Annotated in this window: 14 protein-coding genes and 1 tRNA gene; 8 read left to right on the top strand and 7 right to left on the bottom strand. The window is 30.6% G+C overall.

Features of this window, described 5'->3' with window-relative positions; all coding sequences use genetic code 11:
• The first annotated feature begins 30 nt into the window (after positions 1–30).
• Positions 31–786: an alpha/beta fold hydrolase gene (locus AC5SLY_RS00145; protein ID WP_018413763.1), complete on the top strand. Its 756-nt coding sequence runs from the start codon at positions 31–33 to the stop codon at positions 784–786.
• Here AC5SLY_RS00145 and AC5SLY_RS00140 read toward each other — a convergent pair.
• The 3 genes from AC5SLY_RS00140 to AC5SLY_RS00130 are packed head-to-tail and all read right to left on the bottom strand — an operon-like array spanning position 757 to position 7578.
• Positions 757–1632, bottom strand: a complete 876-nt coding sequence (locus tag AC5SLY_RS00140) for an NAD-dependent epimerase/dehydratase family protein (RefSeq protein ID WP_494578123.1) — start codon at positions 1630–1632, stop codon at positions 757–759. The two genes, AC5SLY_RS00145 and AC5SLY_RS00140, sit on opposite strands and share 30 nt — an antisense overlap.
• Position 1633: 1 nt before the next feature.
• A complete protein-coding gene (gltB, locus tag AC5SLY_RS00135) occupies positions 1634–6139 on the bottom strand; it encodes a glutamate synthase large subunit (protein WP_494598831.1) in 4506 nt (1501 codons plus the stop codon).
• Complete coding sequence (locus AC5SLY_RS00130; RefSeq protein ID WP_494598830.1) at positions 6139–7578, bottom strand: NAD(P)-dependent oxidoreductase; 1440 nt, start codon at positions 7576–7578, stop codon at positions 6139–6141. The genes gltB and AC5SLY_RS00130 overlap by 1 nt, the downstream gene beginning before the upstream one ends.
• Before the next feature lie 184 nt (positions 7579–7762).
• On the opposite strand from AC5SLY_RS00130, the gene AC5SLY_RS00125 reads away from it, so the two are divergent.
• Entirely contained in the window at positions 7763–8533 is a 771-nt protein-coding gene (locus AC5SLY_RS00125; RefSeq protein WP_011281705.1) for an undecaprenyl-diphosphate phosphatase, read from the top strand.
• Here the strand turns inward: AC5SLY_RS00125 and AC5SLY_RS00120 are convergent.
• The 4 genes from AC5SLY_RS00120 to AC5SLY_RS00105 all read right to left on the bottom strand — a co-directional run bounded on the left by AC5SLY_RS00120 (position 8530) and on the right by AC5SLY_RS00105 (position 15053).
• Positions 8530–9417, bottom strand: a complete 888-nt coding sequence (locus AC5SLY_RS00120; RefSeq protein ID WP_011281704.1) for a DMT family transporter — start codon at positions 9415–9417, stop codon at positions 8530–8532. The two genes, AC5SLY_RS00125 and AC5SLY_RS00120, sit on opposite strands and share 4 nt — an antisense overlap.
• Before the next feature lie 6 nt (positions 9418–9423).
• Complete coding sequence (locus tag AC5SLY_RS00115) at positions 9424–10695, bottom strand: 2-oxo acid dehydrogenase subunit E2 (protein WP_494599127.1); 1272 nt, start codon at positions 10693–10695, stop codon at positions 9424–9426.
• A gap of 1 nt (position 10696) precedes the next feature.
• Positions 10697–13735, bottom strand: a complete 3039-nt coding sequence (aceE, locus tag AC5SLY_RS00110; RefSeq protein ID WP_494598829.1) for a pyruvate dehydrogenase (acetyl-transferring), homodimeric type — start codon at positions 13733–13735, stop codon at positions 10697–10699.
• A 130-nt stretch (positions 13736–13865) separates the two neighbouring features.
• Positions 13866–15053, bottom strand: coding sequence for an acetyl-CoA C-acetyltransferase (locus tag AC5SLY_RS00105; RefSeq protein ID WP_011281701.1), 1188 nt, complete (start codon positions 15051–15053; stop codon positions 13866–13868).
• A gap of 75 nt (positions 15054–15128) precedes the next feature.
• On the opposite strand from AC5SLY_RS00105, the gene AC5SLY_RS00100 reads away from it, so the two are divergent.
• The 6 genes from AC5SLY_RS00100 (at position 15129) to AC5SLY_RS00075 (ending at position 19967) form a co-directional block, all read left to right on the top strand.
• A tRNA-Arg gene (locus tag AC5SLY_RS00100) sits at positions 15129–15205 on the top strand.
• 122 nt (positions 15206–15327) lie between these two features.
• Positions 15328–15753, top strand: a complete 426-nt coding sequence (locus tag AC5SLY_RS00095; protein WP_233788033.1) for a PaaI family thioesterase — start codon at positions 15328–15330, stop codon at positions 15751–15753.
• 129 nt (positions 15754–15882) lie between these two features.
• Positions 15883–18363 carry a helicase-related protein gene (locus AC5SLY_RS00090; RefSeq protein ID WP_018413755.1) on the top strand — a complete coding sequence of 827 codons (2481 nt, stop codon included), beginning with the start codon at positions 15883–15885 and terminating at the stop codon, positions 18361–18363.
• Positions 18363–18788 (top strand): tellurite resistance TerB family protein, encoded by a 426-nt coding sequence (locus AC5SLY_RS00085; RefSeq protein WP_006997481.1) that lies wholly within the window; start codon positions 18363–18365, stop codon positions 18786–18788. Before AC5SLY_RS00090 ends, AC5SLY_RS00085 begins: the two co-directional genes overlap by 1 nt.
• Positions 18785–19111 carry a ferredoxin FdxA gene (gene fdxA, locus AC5SLY_RS00080; protein WP_006997482.1) on the top strand — a complete coding sequence of 109 codons (327 nt, stop codon included), beginning with the start codon at positions 18785–18787 and terminating at the stop codon, positions 19109–19111. The genes AC5SLY_RS00085 and fdxA overlap by 4 nt, the downstream gene beginning before the upstream one ends.
• Complete coding sequence (locus AC5SLY_RS00075) at positions 19053–19967, top strand: CarD family transcriptional regulator (RefSeq protein WP_006997483.1); 915 nt, start codon at positions 19053–19055, stop codon at positions 19965–19967. Before fdxA ends, AC5SLY_RS00075 begins: the two co-directional genes overlap by 59 nt.
• The last annotated feature ends 9 nt before the right edge of the window (positions 19968–19976 follow it).

Below are 19976 nucleotides of genomic sequence, written 5' to 3'. Positions count from 1 at the left end.
TATATTAAGAATTAATTCTAATAAACTTATATGAATAAATTTAAATATATTAAGGTCCTTAATAACAGGCAAATAAGATACTTAAGTAAGGATTATAGAGATAATCTTTATATTGTTTTTTTACATGGTTTTATGTCAAGCATTGAAGGTGAAAAACCTCAGGCAATACTAAAATTTGCAAAAAAAAATAAGCTTGGTTTTCTTGCTCTTGAATATTCTGGTCATGGAAAATCCTCAGGAAAATTTACCAAGGGAAATATCACACAATGGTCAAAAGAAGTTAAAATAGTAATAAAAAAAATAGTTAAAAAAAACAAATTTATCTTAGTTGGTTCAAGTATGGGAGCGTGGCTCTCCTTAAATCAATTTAAATATTTTAAAGATCAAATTAAAGGTTTTTTAGGAATTGGTTCAGCTCCAGAGTTTTTACAAAACCTAATGTGGAAAAAATTTACAAAAAAAATGAAAAATGAAACTATAAAGAAAGGAATTTATAACTTAAAACATGGTAATTATGAGTATCCAATCACTTATCAGTTAATAAAAGATGGTAGAAAAAATAAAATCTTGAATAAAAAGATTAAATCTAAAATCAATGTAACTATGATTCATGGAAGTAAAGATGAAGTTGTTCCAACAAGTTATTCTAGAAAAGTTCTTAAGTTATTTACTAAAGCTAATAAAAAATTAGTGATAATAAAAAATGGTGATCACAGCTTATCAAGTAAACGAGGTTTAAAAAAAATACTCTTAGAGCTAAATAAAATTACAACTAATATAGTTTAATCCTTCGATATAGCTTGGAAATTTTAAATTATAATCAAAATAACTTTTCATCTTTTTGTTGCTAACTTTTTTAGACTCATTATAAAAATTTTTCAACATCTCACTTTTAATTTGGTCAACTTCAATTTTTTCGATATTTTCAATATTTAATATCTTTGCTCCAAATAAAGTAACCTCTTCAGATGTAGAGGGTTTATCATCAGATAGATTGTATATTTCTCCTGACTTAAATTTTGATAAAGATTTAAATAATATATTTGAAATATCATCTACATGAATTCTAGAAAAAAAATGATTTTTTTTGTTGATCAATTTCACGCCTCCTGATTTTAGACGTATTAAAATATTTTTTTCATTAGAATAAATTCCAGATAACCTAAATATCTGAATTGGTATTTTCTTACTTTTTTCTAGAGAAAACCATGCATTTTCAGCTTTCAATCTTGCAATACCATTATTTGAAATTGGGTTTGTTTTGCTATTTTCATTAACCCACTCTCCCTTATGATCACCATAAATACTAGTGGCTGATAAATATGTTATCCATTTTACTTTGGAGCTTTCTATAAATTTAGAAAAATTTTTTATAACTAAATCTTCTTGATTTTCTGGTGGTATAGAAACTAAGATATGATCTGCTTCTTTTAATTTTACAACTAAATTTTGATCAAAGTTGTCTCTATTAAATAGATAGCTATTATAATTAATACCCTTGAATGTTTTTTTTGAAGACTCACTTCTAGAGGTTGCTGACAAATTAATATTATACTGCTCAACACTAAGCTTCTTTATAAAATTTTTTGCTACTTGGCCAAAACCAAAACAAAAAATATTTATATCCTTCATTTTAACTAACTTCTTTTATAATAGATTTTAAACTTATTGGGTTTTTTAGCTTATCAATCATTTCTTTTGGACAAACTTGAATAAAATTAGAAATTTCTCTATCAAAATTTTCTATAATCTTTTTAGAAAAATCTGAATTTGTCTCCTGATGATGCTCTTGAACTAAATTTTTTAAATAAGTTATCCAATAATCTGTTTCTGGCGTTTGCCATACTACAGTCTCTGGGTTTACTTTTTTATAAAATTTCTTATTTATATCGTAAATAAACGCCATTCCGCCAGTCATTCCAGCTCCAAAATTGTCTCCTACATCGCCTAGAATTACAACTGTACCACCAGTCATATATTCACAAGCATTAGAATCGCATCCTTCAATAACTGAAATTGATCCTGAGTTTCTTACAGCATATCTTTCTCCAGCTTGACCTGCTGCAAAAAGTTTTCCAGATGTTGCTCCATACAAAACTGTATTTCCTATTATGGTATTCTCATGTGAAACTAGATTACTTTCGTCTGGAAGTTTGACTACCACCGTTGCGCCTGATAAACCTTTACCAACATAATCATTAGCATCGCCTTTTAAAATAAGTTTTAATCCTTTTATTGCAAATGCACCAAATGACTGTCCAGCTGATCCTTTAAACTTTAAAGATAAAAAGCCATCATCTAGTTTTTCAGATCCATATTTTTCATAAAGATGATTAGAAATTCTTGTTCCAACTGTCCTATGAGTATTTTTAATAATATATTGCTTTTCAATAATTTTTACTTTTCCAATTTGTTCTTTAATTTCAGGTAAAATTTCTTGATCCAAAGTATCTGGAACAGAATTTATTTCTGGAACTGTACAGTATCTTGTGTTCTCACCAGCATCTGTTTGAACAAATAAAGGGTTAAGATCTAAATCATCTAAGTTTGGTGAAGCTTTACTTACCTGTCTTAATAAATCAGTCCTACCAATTATTTCATTTAATGATTTAAATCCTATTTGTGCTAAAATTTCTCTTACTTCCTCGGCTATAAATTTAAATAAGTTGACTACCTTTTCTGGCGTACCAGAAAATTTTTCTCTTAGTTTTTCATCTTGAGTACAAACTCCAACTGGACATGTGTTTGAGTGACACTGTCTAACCATTATACATCCCATGGCTACTAAAGCTGTCGTAGCTACTCCATATTCTTCTGCTCCCATCATGGCTGCAATAACAACATCTCTTCCTGTTTTAATTCCACCATCTGTTCTTAGAGTAACTTTATGCCTTAAATTATTTAAAGTTAAAACTTGATTAGCCTCAGTTAATCCCATCTCCCAAGGTATCCCCACATATTTAACACTTGTTTGCGGTGTAGCTCCTGTTCCTCCATTATGTCCAGAAATTAAAATTATATCTGCTTTAGCTTTAGCTACCCCAGCTGCGATTGTTCCTATCCCAGAAGATGCTACTAATTTTACACCAACTCTTGCTTTTGGATTGGCTTGTTTAAGATCGTAAATTAATTGAGCTAAATCCTCGATAGAATAAATATCATGGTGAGGTGGTGGTGATATTAGGGTTACACCCGGAGTTGAATGTCTTAATTTGGCAATTTCTTCCGTAACTTTAAACCCTGGTAATTGACCTCCCTCACCAGGTTTTGCTCCTTGTGCAATTTTAATCTCTATTTCGTTACAGTTATTTAGATATTTAAGTGTTACTCCAAATCTTGCTGAGGCTATTTGCTTAACTCTAGAATTAGCACTATCTCCGTTTTCCATCTTAATAAATCTTTTTTCATCTTCTCCACCTTCACCACTACAAGAGGCTCCTTTAATTCTATTCATTCCTATAGCTAATGTTTCGTGTGCTTCTTTCGATAATGCACCATGAGACATACTTCCACTTCCAAATCTTGTTAAAATATTTTCGATTGGTTCTACTTCTGAAATATCTAAGGATGGGTTTAAATTTTTATCTCTAAATCCAATCAAGTCTCTAAGGTGTATAGGAGGAAGATTATAAATACCTTCTGCATATTTTTTATAAGCTTCAAAAGAATTTGATGAAACTGCACTTTGCAAAAGATGAATGAGCTTACCTTGATATTGATGAGTTTCACCATCCTTTCTATATCTATAAATTCCTCCGATTGGTAAAACTGCATCCGTTCCTTCAAATGCTTCTTTGTGAATAGTTCTTAATTTTTTTTCTATTCCATTTAACCCTATGCCTGAAATCTTTGATAAAATTCCTGGAAAGTATTCTGATGCTACTGTTCTACTCAAACCAACTGTTTCAAAATTACATCCACCTCTATAAGAGCTTATGACCGAAATTCCCATTTTTGACATTATTTTCAGAAGTCCATAATTTACCGATTGTATATATCTAGCTATGCATTCATCGTACTCAAACTTTCCAAATAATTTTTTTTCAAACCTTTGATATAAACTATCCAGTGCTAAATAAGGATTAACAGTAGTTGCTCCAACACCTATAAGTGTTGCAAATGAATGCGTGTCTAATGCTTCTCCAGTTTGAGCATTGATTGATGCATAGCCTCTTAATTTTTTTTTAATAAGATAAGTATTTATTGCACCAACACATAATAGCATTGGGATGGGTAATCTTTTTTCAGAAATATTTTTATCACTTAAAACTAATTGCGTAAGGCCTTGTCGAACTGCAATTTCAGACTCTTTTCTAATTCTCTCAATAGAAGTTTCAAGATTTTCACTTTTATCAAAAGTACAATCAATTGTTATTGATTTTTCCCCAAAAAAATTAATAAATTTTTCTAATTGAGAATTTGATAATATGGGGCTGTCTAAAACGTATATGTTTTCTTCTGTTAAATTAGTAAAATCTAAAATATTTCCAAGATTACCAAAACGAGTTTTTAAACTCATAACCTTGTTTTCTCTTAAAGAATCAATTGGTGGATTTGTAACTTGACTAAAATTTTGTCTAAAAAAATGGTAAAGCGGTCTATAACGGTCAGACAATACTGCAAGTGGAGTGTCATCACCCATAGAGCCAATGGCTTCTTTCGCATCTTCTGCCATCGGATGAAGAATAAGCTCCAGATCTTCTAAACTATAACCAAATGTATGTTGTCTTTTTTTTAGCTCATCACCTGAAAAAGTAGATTTTTCATTCTTTATTGGGAATTTCTTTTCTAAATCAATTATTTGATTGTTAAAATGTTTAAACTCTTTTGCTAGATAGTCTTTTATTTCAACATTAGAAAATACTTTACCTTTAGCTATTCTAACTCCAAGAATTTCACCAGGTCCTAATCTGCCTTTTTTAAGAATTTGCTTCTCATCGATTTCAACCATTCCCGTTTCTGATCCTGCACACAATATTTTATCTTTTGAAATAGTATATCTCATTGGGCGTAACCCATTTCTATCAGCCGCTACAATGGCCCATTCATTATCGGTAGCTGCAATAGCAGCTGGTCCATCCCATGGCTCCATTGTGCTATTTAAAAAATTAAATAGTTGTTGGTGATCTTTTGATAATGTTTGACTTTTTTTAGACCATGCATCTGGAATTAACATTAATTTTGCAAGGGGTGCTGATTGGCCAGAAATATTTAAAAGTTCAAAAACACTATCTAGTGCAGCAGAATCTGATGATCCTGGTTGTATAACTGGTTTTAAATTTTCCATATTATCAAATAATGGACTATTCATTTCTTGCTCATGAACTTTCATCCAGTTTGTATTTCCTTTGAATGTATTTATTTCTCCATTATGAGCTAATGCTCTAAAAGGTTGTGCCAGATCCCAACTAGGTGCTGTGTTTGTTGAAAATCTTTGATGAAATATTGCAAATCGAGATATAAACCGCTCATCCTTTAAATCTAAATAAAAATCTGCAATAGACTCCGCTAAAAACATGCCCTTATAAATAACTGACTTAGAACTTATTGAACAAATATAAAAACCTTCTATCGCATCTTTAATAGCTTCTTTTTCAATTTTTCGTCTTGATTCATAAATTTTTCTTTCTAACTCTTTTTCTGTTAAATCTTTATTATTATGTTTAAATAATACTTGAGTAATTTCTGGTCTTGTAAGATTTGCCTTTTCACCTAAAACTTTTGGATTTACTGGAACCTGTCTCCATCCATAAATACTAAAATTACTTTTTGTTAATTCACTTTCAACTAAAGTTCTTGCATTTTCTTGTGCTTGATAATTATTTCTGGGTAAAAAAATCATACCCACACAAATTTCTGAGCCATCATGGTCGTGACCTGTGATTTCTATCTTTTCAGCAAAGAAGTCTGAGGGAATTTCTAAATGGATTCCGGCTCCATCACCTGTTTTTCCATCAGCATCAACTGCTCCTCTGTGCCAAACCGCTTTTAGGGCATTAATTCCATATTCTACTACTTTCCTTGATTTTTTACCTTCTGTAGAAGCAATTAACCCTACTCCACAAGCGTCATGCTCCATTTCTTTAGAATAAACATGACCATCTTCAAGAATTTTAAGATTTTTTTTATAATTTTTCATTAAGCAACCTTCTCTTTACTGAGTTCTTTGGTCTCTAAAAAATTTTTTATTGATACTGCTACATCTCTTCCGTCTTTTATGGCCCAGACAACTAAAGATGCACCCCTAATAATATCTCCTGCTGCAAACACACCTGGTAAATTTGTCTCCATAGTATCAAAATTAGTTTTTAATGTTCCCCATTTAGTAACTTGTAGATCCTCAGAACCAAATAGTTTTGGTAAATTTTCTGGATCAAAACCAAGAGCCTTAATTACTATGTCTGCTTTAATATTAAAGTGAGAATTGTTCTGAATTTCTGGTTTACGTCTTCCACTGTCATCAGGTTCCCCAAGTTTAATTTTATCCACCATCAAACCTTCAACTTTATTTGTTCCGATAAATTCTTTGGGACTAGATAGCCATACAAACTCTACTCCCTCTTCCTCTGCATTGGCTACCTCTCTTGCAGATCCAGGCATATTTTCTTTGTCTCTCCTGTAAAGACATTTAACTGATTTTGCTTTTTGTCTGATTGAAGTTCTAACACAGTCCATTGCAGTGTCACCTCCTCCAATTACTACAATATTTTTTCCTTCAGCATTTAAAGTTCCATTATCAAATAATTCTACCTTGTCTCCTAATCCTTTTTTATTTGAAGCTGTTAAAAATTCCATGGCTGGAAATATATTTCCTAAATCTTTTCCTGGAAGATCTATTTCTCGAGCTTTATAAACTCCAGTTGCAATTAAAAGAGCATCATGTTTTTTTCTTAATTGCTCTAATGTAGCATCTTTTCCAACTTCAAAATTTTGAACAAATTTAATTCCACCTTCTTCTAATAATTTGGTTCTTCTCTCTACAACAAATTTTTCTAATTTAAAATTTGGAATGCCATAAATCATTAAACCACCAGCTCTATCATATCGATCGTATACTGTAATTTGATAACCTGACTTACGTAACTGCTCCGCAGCAGCTAGACCAGCTGGGCCTGCTCCTATAATTCCAATACTTTGACTCTTTTCATTTTTAACCTTTATTGGATTTACCCATCCTTGTTCCCAAGCATTATCAGTAATATACTTCTCAACTGAACCTATAGTTACAGTTCCATGTCCAGATTGTTCAATTACACAATTTCCTTCACACAATCTATCTTGTGGACATATTCTTCCACACACCTCTGGCATGTTGTTAGTGCTTTGAGATAATTCGTAAGCCTCTTTTAATCGTCCTTCTGCGGTTAATTTTAGCCAATCTGGAATATTATTACTTAATGGACAATGGACCTGGCAAAAAGGAACTCCACATTGAGAACACCTGCTAGATTGTTCGCTTGCTTTATCGTTAATAAATTCCCTATAAATTTCGTTAAAGTCTTCTTTTCTATTTCCAACTTCTCTTTTAGGTGGAGTTTGTTGACCTATTTTAACAAATTTAAGCATATTTTCTGACATATTTAACCCTCAATAAATTTAGCATATATCAAGGTTTTATGTAATAAAAGACAAACAAGGTCAGCATATATGACCTTAAATTTGAAATAAATCCAATTAAATCTTAATATTTTAATTTATGCATATCTAATATGTTAAAATGGAATTGTTTAAATTATTGAATATTTAAGCTACGAAGCATTAAATGTTCTCAAATATTATTGAAATTATAATCTTATCAATAGTTCAGGGAATATCAGAATTTTTACCAATTAGTTCATCAGCTCACTTGAATATTGTTGAGATAATATTTGAGTTTAATTCTAACTCACTAATGATTGATGTTAGTCTCCATCTTGGCTCTTTACTTGCAATAGTCTTTTATTTTAGAAGAGAGTTATTAGACCTTAGAAATAATCAGAAGTTATTATCTTTATTAATTATTGGCTCAATACCAATTGTAATAGCTGGCTACGTAATCAGCTCCACAGGTCTAGTTAACCTATTAGAAAACAATTTAAAGATAATCGCTTGGACAACATTAATTTTTGGAATTATCTTATATCTCGCAGATAAAAGTAAATTTGATAAAAAAATATCATCTAATTTAAATTTTAAAACAATACTATATATTGGTTTGTTCCAAATACTTGCTTTAATACCTGGTGTGAGTAGGGCAGGTATTACAATAACGGCTGCAAGACTTTTTAGATTTAATAGATTTGATTCAAGTAAAATTTCTTTTTTACTAGCTATACCTGCTATAGCTGGAGCAAGTGTGCTGCAGTTAAAAAATGCCATTGGTCAAAGCTTTGAGCTTAACTATCTTGTACTAATATCAATCACTCTTTCTTTTTTATTTTCTTATTTTACAGTTAAGTTTTTCCTAGATTATATAAACAAATTTTCTTTGAATGTTTTTGTTATTTACAGAATAATTATTTCAATAATTCTGTTTATAATAATATATAATTAATTTTTTTTTAATATTGGTGCTAATTGTGAAAACAAAACACCAAATAAAATAAATAAACATCCAAATAAATTATTTATATCTAAAATTTGATCTAATAAAATCCAAGCAGCAATTGTCGCAAAAACACCCTCTAAAGAAAAGATTATTGCTGAGGGAGCAGGGGATATATTTTTTTGTGCATATATTTGTAAAACAAATGCAAGACCTCCAGACAAAATTCCAGCATATAAGATTTGAAATTTTTCTTTAAGAATATTGGACCAAATAAAATCTTCAAAAATTAATCCTATAATTAATGATAGCGAGGAAACAATTAAAGTTTGAATCGCACCAATTGTTAATGGAAGATTATATTTTTCTATAATTTTGCCAGTAAAAATAATGTGTGTACTCCAGAAAAATGCGCCTATTATTATAAGTGCATCACCATTTCTAACTGTTGCGCTATAAAAATTAGTTAACAAATAACCTCCCATCACACAAAGAAGAACAGAAGGCCAAATACTCCAGTGAATTGGCTTTTTATACATGAAAAAAATTATAAACGGAACCATTGGCACATAAAAAATCGTAAAGAATGCAGCATTAGCAACATCTGTATAGAGTAAAGCTACTTGTTGAAGTGCTGATCCCAAAAATAAAGATAGGCCTATTAAAATAGCCAAGTTGATAAATTCTTTTTGATTTTTTTGTACTGATTTTGATATTTTTTTTCTTTCAAAAATAAAAGCTAATGGAGCTACTACTAAAAAACCAACAAAAAACCTGACAGCATTAAAAGTGAAAGGGCCAATGTCGTCCATTCCAGTATCTTGAGCTATAAAAGTCGTTCCCCATATGAATGTACATAATAATGCACAAAATAATGATGATGTTTTTGACATTAATATCTATACAGCTAATTTATAAGCAAAATTTTTGCCTAAATTTTCTTTTAGATCATTATTAAATCTAGCTGCTTCAGCTCCATCAATTATTCTGTGATCATATGATAAAGAAAGCGGTAGCATTGTTCTTGTTTCAAATTTCCCATTAATAAAAATTTGTTTTTTTTGTGCCTTGCCTACTCCTAATATAGCAACTTCTGGATAATTTATTATTGGTGTAAAGAATGAACCTCCAATTCCTCCAAGACTCGTAATAGTCATAGATCCTCCAAAAAATTCTTTCTTATCTATTTTTAAATTTCTACATTGGTCACTTACTATTTTCAATTCATTGCTAATATATGAGATGCTTTTATTGTCAGCATTTCTAATTTTTGGCACCATTAAACCATGTGGAGTATCCACTGCAATCCCAACATGAAAATAGTTTTTCATTGTAATTTTTCCATTTTCAATATCATCTATTGAAGAGTTGAAACTAGGAAACTTTTTTAAAGATGCAACTAAAGCTTTAACAATAAAAGCTAATGGAGTAATTTTTTTTCTTTCCCCTGTATACATGTCAGTAAGTGAAGTTCTAAAATCTTCCATTTCAGTTATATCTGCTTCATCATGATTTGTGACATGAGGTATTGTAGTCCAAGAATTAACTAAATATGTAGAGGCTAATTTTTTAACTCTAGGCATATCTTTAACTTCAATTTCACCAAAATCAGAATGAGAATATTCACTAACAATTTTTTTTGGTTGAACTTCGGTCTTATCTGGAGCTTTATTAATTCTAGAGGATATAAAATTTTTTACATCATCTTCCACAATTCTTCCCTGTCTTTCACTACCAACTATTTCATTAATATTAACCCCAAGTTCTCTAGCAAATTTACGTACTTTTGGGCTTGAAGATGAAATTTCTGAATTATCTTTTTTTATTGTATTTTGTGCTGAATTGACTTTTACAATTTTTTCTACTTGATTTTGATTTGTAACTTGTTCTGCTTCTTTAATAGTTTTTTGTTCTATTTTTTTTTCTTCTTCTCCAGACTGTTCTATAGTTAATATTAAATCACCTTCTGAAACCCTATCTCCCACTTTAATTTTAACAGACTTAACCTTTCCATCAAAAGAAGCTGGTATTTCAACACTAGATTTGTCACTCTCAATTGTAATAAGTGGATCATTTTTAGAAACTGACTGGCCATTTGAAACTAGCACCTCAATTACCTCAACGTCTTTAAATTCACCAATATTTGGTACTTTAATCTCTTTATCTGACATCTTATAGTTTTGTTGGCATTGGTTTGCTGCCATCAATATTATACCTCTTTATGGCTTCTTTAGCGTATTTAGAAGCTATCAGTTGCTCTTTTGCTAACACACTCAGTCCATATGCAACAATATGCTCTTTATCAACTTCAAAAAATTTTCTAAGGTTTTTTCTAGTGTCACTTCTTCCATAACCATCTGTCCCTAAAGAATAAAAACTTTTATTAGTATAAGGTCTAATTTGGTCAGAATTCATTCTCATATAATCTGAGGCTGCCATAATCGGTCCTTCAGTTTTTCCTAAACACTGTTCTACAAATGAAACTTTTTGTTCTTTATCAGGGTTTAAGAGATTATATCTTTCAACTTCCATGCCATCTTTTCTCAACTCATTAAAGCTAGTAACACTCCAAATTTCACTATCTATCTGATATTCATTTTGAAGAATTTCTGCTGCAGACATCATTTCTCTCAATATTGTACCTGAGCCTAAAAGTTGAATTTTTGTTTTTCCATACCTATTAAATTCTTTAATCTTGTACATTCCTTTAAGAATTCCTTCTTCACAATTTTTATCTTTTGGCATTCCTGGATGTGAATAGTTTTCATTCATGGTTGTGATATAATAAAAAACATTTTCATTTTTTTCATGCATTCTTCTCAAGCCTTCTCTAAAAATAACAGCTAACTCATAATGAAAAGTTGGGTCATATGTTACACAATTTGGTATCGTTGAAGCTATCAAGTGACTGTGTCCATCTTGGTGTTGTAATCCTTCACCAGCCAAAGTAGTTCTTCCAGCTGTTGCTCCAATTAAAAAACCTCTGGCCTGACTATCTCCAGCAGCCCATGCAAGATCTCCTATTCTTTGAAAACCAAACATTGAGTAAAAAATATAAATTGGAATCATTTCAATATCATGATTCGTGTAAGCTGTTGCAGCTGCAATCCATGATGACATTGCTCCAGCTTCATTAATTCCTTCCTCTAATACTTGTCCACTTTTATCTTCTCTATAAGAGCTTAACTGTGCAGAGTCTTCAGGTTCATATTTTTGACCTTCATGAGCATATATTCCTATTTTTTGAAAAAATCCTTCCATGCCAAAAGTTCTTGCTTCATCAGGAATAATTGGGACTAACCTCGGTGAAACATTCTTGTCTCTTAGCAAATTTGTAAACATTCTAACTAATGCCATGGTTGTAGACATTTCTTTTTCACCTGTTGATACTTTCATAAAATCAAAAATATCTTTTGCTGGTGCTTTAATTGGCTTTGCGTAAGTTGTTCTCTCTGGCAAAGAACCCCCAAGGTTCATTCTTCTTTCTTTGATGTATTTAATTTCAGGAGATTTTTCGTCTGGCTTAAAATACTCTACATTTTTTACTTGATCGTCAGTCAAGGGCACATCAAAACGATCTCTATAATATAATAAATCGTCTACGTCTAATTTCTTAGTTTGATGAGTTGTGTTAACACTTTCGCCTGTTTTTCCCATGCCATAACCTTTAATGGTTTTAGCGATTATAACCGTTGGGCTGCCTTGATTTTTTGATGCCTGATCATATGCTGCATAAACTTTATGAGGATCATGACCACCTCTATTCAATCTCCAAATATCTTTATCTGACAAACTAGAAACTAGCTCTTGTGTCTCTGGATATTTTCCAAAAAATTTTTCTCTAACGTAAGCTCCATCTCTAGCCTTCATTGCTTGATACTCACCATCAACAGTTTCGTTCATAGCTTTAACTAAATGACCTGTTTTATCATTAGCAATCAGTGAGTCCCAGTAAGAACCCCAAATTACTTTAATTACATTCCAACCAGCTCCTCTAAAACTTCCTTCTAGCTCTTGAATAATTTTTCCATTACCTCTAACAGGTCCATCTAATCTTTGAAGATTACAGTTTATAACAAATATTAAATTATCCAGTTTTTCCCTAGAAGCTAACCCTATAGCACCTAAAGACTCAGGCTCATCCATTTCTCCATCACCAAGAAATGCCCAAACTTTTCTACCTTCATCTTTAATTAATCCTCTATTAATTAAATATTTCATATATCTCGCCTGGTAAATTGCAAGCATAGGTCCTAATCCCATTGATACAGTTGGAAACTGCCAAAACTTTGGCATCAACCAAGGGTGTGGATATGAAGAAAGTCCCCCTGGTTTTACTTCTTGTCTAAAACTATCTAATTGTTTTTCATTTAATCTGCCTTCTAAAAATGCTCTAGCATAGATGCCTGGTGCACTATGACCTTGAAAATAAACTAAATCACCACCAAATTTATTATTTTTAGCTCTCCAAAAATGATTCATTCCTACATCATAAAGTGTTGCTGCAGATGCGAATGTTCCTATATGGCCACCTAATTCAGGAAATTTTTTATTTGCTCTCACAACCATGGCTGCTGCATTCCATCTAATTAAAGATCTAATTCTTCTTTCAATGTTCTGATCTCCATTGGACTTGACTTCTGCCTCTGGTGGGATTGTATTTATGTAAGGAGTGTGTTGTGTATAAGGAATATTTGCACCTTCTTGATATGCTTTGTTGATTAATTCTTTTATCAAAAAATGAGCTCTTTGATTTCCATCTTTTTCAACAACTGCAGATAAAGACTCTAACCAATCTTGTGTCTCTAATGGATCAATATCATTTTCATTTGTAACTTGAATTATTGTTTGTTTTTTTTCTGGGGCTGGACTTTGTTGACTAGCTTCTTCTTTTTTTTCATTCTTTAAAACAGATTCTGCTTGTTTAATAATACTTTCTGTATCTTTAGGAATTGGCTTTTCTGAAGGGCTTTCTTTTGAAGACTCAATACTTAATAATATGTCTCCTTTAGAAACTTTATCACCCACTTTAATATTTACAGATTCTATCTTGCCAGAAACTGTTGATGGAATTTCAACACTAGATTTGTCACTCTCAATGGTAACAACAGGATCATTTAAGTTTATTTGATCTCCAACTTTTACTAAAAGTTCAATGACCTCAACTTTTTCAAATTCACCAATGTCCGGAACAAGTAATTTTTCACTCATTATTTTAAATCGATTTATACACTTAAAAAAAACTATATCTCATGTTATTTTAGCACAATAATAAGCCTTTTTGTGCAAACCTGTATTTTTATTGAACAAAAAACTTTAAAATTAACAAATAAATAAGAAGTTAATTTCTCTCAATGCACATGGCTATTCCCATTCCACCACCAATACAGAGGGTGGCACAACCTTTGCTTTTATTTCGTCTAATCATCTCATGAATAAGAGTTACTAAAATTCTGGTTCCTGAAGCTCCAATTGGATGTCCTAATGCAATTGCCCCACCATTAACATTTACAATCTCTTTAGGAATTTTAAGATCTCTAATTACAGCAATACTTTGAGCTGCAAATGCTTCATTTATTTCAAATAAATCGACATCTTCTCTCCTCCATTCAGCTTTTTCTAAAGCTATATTAACAGCTTGAATTGGACCTAACCCCATCAACGAGGGTTCAACACCACAAGTTGCCCAAGAGACTACTTTAGCTAAAGGCTCTATGTCTCTATGTTCTGCTTCATCTCTAGACATTAATATAGTTGCTGCCGCACCATCATTGATTCCTGATGAATTTCCTGCGGTGACTGTTCCATTTTCTTTGAAAACAGTTTTTAGTTTTTTTAGATCTTCTAAATTTAAATTGCTTCTTGGATGTTCATCTTTTTCAAAAAGAAAATTTTTATTATCTGTATCAATCTTTAATTTGATCAGCTCATTTTTGAATCTATTTTCATTTATAGCTTGTTGAGTTTTTTCTTGAGAATTTAATGCAAATAAATCTTGTTCATCTCTAGAAATTTTATATTTTTCTGCAACATTTTCAGCAGTTATTCCCATGTGATAATTGTTAAACGAGTCTATTAATCCATCATTGATCATCGTATCTACTAACTTATTTTCATCTAGTCTTTTATCTTCTCGATAAAATATAGCATGTGGTGCTCTAGACATATTTTCTTGTCCACCAGCAACTATAATTTTATTTTCACCTAGTTTAATAGACTGATATCCTGAAATTACAGATCTTAATCCAGATCCACATACTTGATTGATTATATGTGCAGGTTTTGAAACTGGAATTCCAGCATGAATAGAAGCTTGTCTTGCTGGGTTTTGTCCTAGTCCAGAAGTTAAAACATGTCCCATAATCACTTCATCAATATCGTCTGATTTTAATTTTGATTTATAGACAGCTTCTTTAATAGCTAATGCACCTAATTTATCAGCACTCAAATCTTTTAAAGATCCTTTATATGTGCCTATAGGTGTTCTTAATGCAGCTGTAATAACTACATCATCTAGTTTTTTGGTCATTGCTAATACAACATAATATTTTATAAGTTAAATTACATTAAAAACTTTGATATACTGAGTAAATTATTTAATTAAGGACCGCTGGCCAAATTGGATAAGGCGCTCGGCTACGAACCGGGAGATTCCAGATTCGAGTTCTGGGCGGTCCACCAAAAAGGATAAATAAAAAAATGTTAGATTGGCTACTAAAATCATCTCTACAAAAATCAGTTATATATTTTTTTATAATTGTTTTTATAATTTTATTAATTTTAACCTTCATATTATAAAAATTATGAGTAATGAATTTGAACAAATAAGTATTAAATCTGGTTTTATGAAACACAATGGTGGTGTTTTATTTAGAACTATGTCTGAAACAGAATATGAGTTTAAATCTATAATTAATGAAAACCATTTGAATAATGCAGGAATAACTCATGGTGGTTATTTATCAGCCTTAATTGATGCAGGTGCAGGAACTGCTGCACACAGAGCGTCAGGTAATGCACCTTGTGTAACCATTTCATTAGACTTAAAATTTATTGGTGCATCTAAAGTGGGAGATGAAATCACCGGTTTTACAAGAATTTTAAAAAAAACAAATTCACTAGTATTTTTGTTTTGTGAACTAAAATGTAACAATAAAATTATAACCTCTGCTTCAGGTATATGGAAAATTTTAAAAATAAAATCTTCTAACTTAGGTCCAGGTGGTTAATTTTTAATAATTTTATAAACTTTAAAATGAGAACTTTTCTCTAATGATTCGGTCATGTTTTAACCTATTTTTGTTCTTTATGGACAACAATATATGGTGGAGTAAAAATTTAAGGTACCATCAATAGAAATGTCTAAAAATAAAATTACAGCTGTTCTTGGTCCAACAAATACCGGCAAAACCTATCTTGCAATAGAAACAATGCTTTCTTTTGATTCGGGAATGATTGGATTTCCATTACGTTTACTTGCAAGAGAGGTATATGACAAAATTATAAAAAAAATAAGCTCTGATAAAGTTGCATTAATCACGGGTGAAGAAAAAATAATTCCTCCTAATGCAAAATATTTTCTTTGCACAGTAGAATCGATGCCAATCAATAAGCATTTAGATTTTGTGGGTATTGATGAAATACAAATGTGTGCAGATCATGAGAGAGGTCATATTTTTACTGATAGATTGTTAAATCTTCGTGGCGAAAAACTAACGATGTTTATGGGATCTAGCACTATTAAAAATATAGTTAATAAATTGAATGAAGACACTGAGTTTATAAATAGAGAAAGACTTTCAAAACTTACTTATGTAGGGCATAAAAAAATATCAAGAATAAATAGAAAAACTGCAATAATAGCTTTTTCAACTGAAGAAGTTTATGCAATTGCTGAACTTGTACGTAGACAAAAAGGTGGAGCAGCTATTGTTATGGGCTCTCTAAGTCCAAAAACCAGAAATGCGCAGGTTGAATTATATCAATCAGGGGATGTTGATTTCCTAGTTGCTACAGATGCAATTGGTATGGGAATTAATATGGATTTAGAAAATGTATATTTTTCAAACCTTAAAAAATTTGATGGTAAAAAATTAAGACGTCTTAATATGTCTGAGATTGGGCAAATTGCTGGAAGAGCAGGCAGATATTTAAATGATGGTAGTTTTGGAGTGACTGGAGACTGCAAAGATATTTCAGCTGAGGAAGTAGAATTACTTGAAAATCATAAATTTGAAGAAATTAGAATGTTATTTTGGAGAAATTCTAATTTAAATTTTAATAACGCTTTAAGTTTAATTAAATCACTTGAAGAAAAACCCAATAAAGATTGGTTAAGGAAAATACACGAGTGCGGAGATGAAAAAGTATTAAAATATTTTTTAAAAGATATGGAAGGTAACAAAATTGAAAACAACAGAGAAACACTTGAATTACTTTGGGAGTGTTGTCAAATTCCAGACTTTGTGAAAAAAACATATGGAAATCATATTGAAGTTGTTGGCAAGGTATTCAATTTTTTAAATAGTAATTATGGTAAAATTACCAATGATTATATGAGATTACAGTTGATGAAATTAGATAAATTAGAAGGAAATGTAGATTCTTTGTCAAATAGAATTGCAAATGTTAGAACTTGGTCTTATGTTTCCAATAAAATTAATTGGGTTGAAAACCAAGATTATTGGATAGAGAAAACAAAACTATTAGAAGATAGATTATCAGATAGACTACATGAAGAACTTACAAAAACATTTATTGATAAACGAGCCAGCGTACTTGCAAGAGGCTTAAACCAAGATATGGATTTTAAAACTGAAATAATGGAAAACGACAAAGTAATAATTGATGAGCAGTTTATTGGTGATTTAAAAGGTCTAAAATTTGAAATGGACTTAAAAGTTGGGGCTTTAGAAACTGACATTAAATCATTGAAAAAGGCAGCAAGACAGACTGTGGGGCCCGAGCTTCAAAAAAGAGTTCAGTTAATCATAGAAACAGGTCTAATTGAATTAAAAGATGATTTTAAAATCTATTGGAAAAATTTTCCTATTGCAAAATTAGTAACCGGAAAAGATTATTTAAATCCAGATATACTTTTAATAGTAGATGATCTTTTAGAAAATAATGACAAACAAAAATTATCAGAATTTATTGAAAAATGGGTTAATGAAAAAATTAATTTAATACTAAAAAGTTTAATTGATCTAAGAAATTTAAAAGAAAGTAACTCATCCATTAAAGCTTTAGCTTATCAATTGTATGAAAGCAATGGTGTAGTTAAAAGAGAAATGGTTACCGAATACTTAAAAAAACTTGGGCAAGATGAAAGAAAAATTTTAAGAGACTTAGGGGTGAAGTTTGGGCGTTATCATATTTTTTTATTCAAACTATTAAAACCTGAAGCAGTTTCTTTAAGAACTTTATTATGGAAAAATTTTAACCAAAAGTATTTTGAGTTGACGCCACCTACGTTTGGTTTAAATTTTTTAGATGACAAAAATAAAAGAAATAAAAAATTTATGCTTTTATGTGGATTTGAAAATTTTGATAATTATTTTGTTAGAATTGACATCTTAGAGAGATTATTTATGCTAATTATTAACGCTAGCCCCGAAAAGGATAAAGAAATTAAACTAGTACCAGAGATGCTTAATTTATTAGGATGTAGTAAAGATAACTTTAAGAAATTGATTGAAAAAATGAATTATAAAACTTTAGAAAAAGACAATGATATGTATTTTAGATATAATCCAAAAAAACAAATTAAAAAAACTTTTAAAAAAATAGATACTTCAAACAGCCCATTTAAAGTATTGAAAAACTTAAATTTGAATTAATGATTAGCTTTTTTAAAAATAAAGAAAAAAATGAACCTCAGGATAACTCTTATTCTAAAATTGCTGCCTTGCTAATTCATGCAGCAAAAATAGATGAGGCTTATGAAAAAAAAGAAGAAGATATTATTAAAGAAACGCTTATTGATTTAGGCGCACCGGTCTCTGAGATAGATAAAATTATGTCTGAAGCAATAATTGTTGAAGATAACTCAAATCAAATATTAGATTTTACAAGAGAAGTAAAAAATGTTCCAGATTCTGATAAAATTAAAATAATTGAGTCATTATGGAAAATAATCTATTCAAACGATAGTGCTGACATTTATGAAACAAACTTAATGAGAAGACTCTCAGGTTTACTATATGTGGATGCCAAGACAATGGGAGACTTGAAGTTAAAAGTAAAAAGTGAATTGGGAAAATGACATACGTTGTAAATGATAAATGTATTAAGTGTAAACTAATGGACTGCGTTGAAGTCTGTCCTGTTGATTGCTTTTATGAAGGCAAAAATATGCTTGTAATTAAACCGGAGGAGTGTATAGATTGTGGCGTTTGCGAGCCAGAATGTCCAGTAGATGCGATAGTAGCAGATACTGAGTCTGGGAGCGAAAAATGGCTTGAACTAAATACAAAGTATTCTGAAATTTGGCCAAATATAACTATTAAAAAAGATCCTCCAGAGGATAATGAAAAATATAAAAATGAAGAAAACAAGTACGACAAATATTTTAGCGAAAATCTTTAAAAAAACTCCTGAGAAAAAAGTAAAAAAAAAAACTAAAGCAAAGGTAGCAAAAAAGCCTACGCTTCCTAAAGCTAAAGTTGTAAAAAAAAAAATTCCAGTAAAAAAAACTAAAACAATAAAAGCAACTCCAACTAAAATTAAAAAAAATTTAAAAACAGTCTCTAAAAAAGCTGTTCCAGAAAAAGTAGAAATTAAAACTGATAATTTAAGAATTTCAAAAAGTAATGAAGTTAAGCCTGAAATTAAAAAGGTAAAAAAACAAGAAACAGAAAAAAGAGAATATAAAGTTAAAGATTACGTTGTTTATCCAAAACATGGCGTTGGCCAAATTACAGAGTTTAAAAAAATTAACATTGGTGGAATTGATGTTGAAACTTATGTTCTTAAATTTGAAAAAGACAAAGCCAATGGTATGGTTCCTGTAAATAAGCAATCTCATCTTAGACCTCTTGCAACAATAAATCAGGTCAATAAATGTATATCTATTTTAAAAAGCAAGCCAAAAATTAAAAGATCTATGTGGAGTAGAAGAGCACAGGAATATGAAGCAAAAATTTCTTCAGGCAAAATCTATGAGCTTGCAGAAGTTGTTAGAGATTTAAATAAAGGTGACGACTTAATGGTTGATCAATCATACAGTGAAAGACAGTTGTTTGAAAAAGCTTATGAAAGAATTTTATCTGAATTTCAAATAGTGATGGGTGTATCATTAGAAGATACCCAGAAAAAATTAGATAAGGCTTTAAAGAGAAATTTGGAGGGCCAAGCAAAAGCTGTGGCTGCACCAACTAAGATTAAAGAACCTATCACAGAATCTGACACAGACTCAGAGCCAATTACCGATACTGAGGATTAAAAATTAGGG

This window comes from Candidatus Pelagibacter sp. PS_23 (assembly GCF_059417905.1).
Note: the sequence above shows the minus strand (reverse complement) of the source record. Positions and strands in the feature narration are given on the sequence as shown.

Excerpts from the sequence above, each read along its gene's own strand:
- AC5SLY_RS00145 (WP_018413763.1), top strand. The coding sequence starts at position 31 with ATGAATAAATTTAAATATATTAAGGTCCTTAATAACAGGCAAATAAGA.
- AC5SLY_RS00140 (WP_494578123.1), bottom strand. The coding sequence starts at position 1,632 with ATGAAGGATATAAATATTTTTTGTTTTGGTTTTGGCCAAGTAGCAAAA.
- gltB (WP_494598831.1), bottom strand. The coding sequence starts at position 6,139 with ATGAAAAATTATAAAAAAAATCTTAAAATTCTTGAAGATGGTCATGTT.
- AC5SLY_RS00130 (WP_494598830.1), bottom strand. The coding sequence starts at position 7,578 with ATGTCAGAAAATATGCTTAAATTTGTTAAAATAGGTCAACAAACTCCA.
- AC5SLY_RS00125 (WP_011281705.1), top strand. The coding sequence starts at position 7,763 with ATGTTCTCAAATATTATTGAAATTATAATCTTATCAATAGTTCAGGGA.
- AC5SLY_RS00120 (WP_011281704.1), bottom strand. The coding sequence starts at position 9,417 with ATGTCAAAAACATCATCATTATTTTGTGCATTATTATGTACATTCATA.
- AC5SLY_RS00115 (WP_494599127.1), bottom strand. The coding sequence starts at position 10,695 with ATGTCAGATAAAGAGATTAAAGTACCAAATATTGGTGAATTTAAAGAC.
- aceE (WP_494598829.1), bottom strand. The coding sequence starts at position 13,735 with ATGAGTGAAAAATTACTTGTTCCGGACATTGGTGAATTTGAAAAAGTT.
- AC5SLY_RS00105 (WP_011281701.1), bottom strand. The coding sequence starts at position 15,053 with ATGACCAAAAAACTAGATGATGTAGTTATTACAGCTGCATTAAGAACA.
- AC5SLY_RS00095 (WP_233788033.1), top strand. The coding sequence starts at position 15,328 with ATGAGTAATGAATTTGAACAAATAAGTATTAAATCTGGTTTTATGAAA.
- AC5SLY_RS00090 (WP_018413755.1), top strand. The coding sequence starts at position 15,883 with ATGTCTAAAAATAAAATTACAGCTGTTCTTGGTCCAACAAATACCGGC.
- AC5SLY_RS00085 (WP_006997481.1), top strand. The coding sequence starts at position 18,363 with ATGATTAGCTTTTTTAAAAATAAAGAAAAAAATGAACCTCAGGATAAC.
- fdxA (WP_006997482.1), top strand. The coding sequence starts at position 18,785 with ATGACATACGTTGTAAATGATAAATGTATTAAGTGTAAACTAATGGAC.
- AC5SLY_RS00075 (WP_006997483.1), top strand. The coding sequence starts at position 19,053 with ATGAAAAATATAAAAATGAAGAAAACAAGTACGACAAATATTTTAGCG.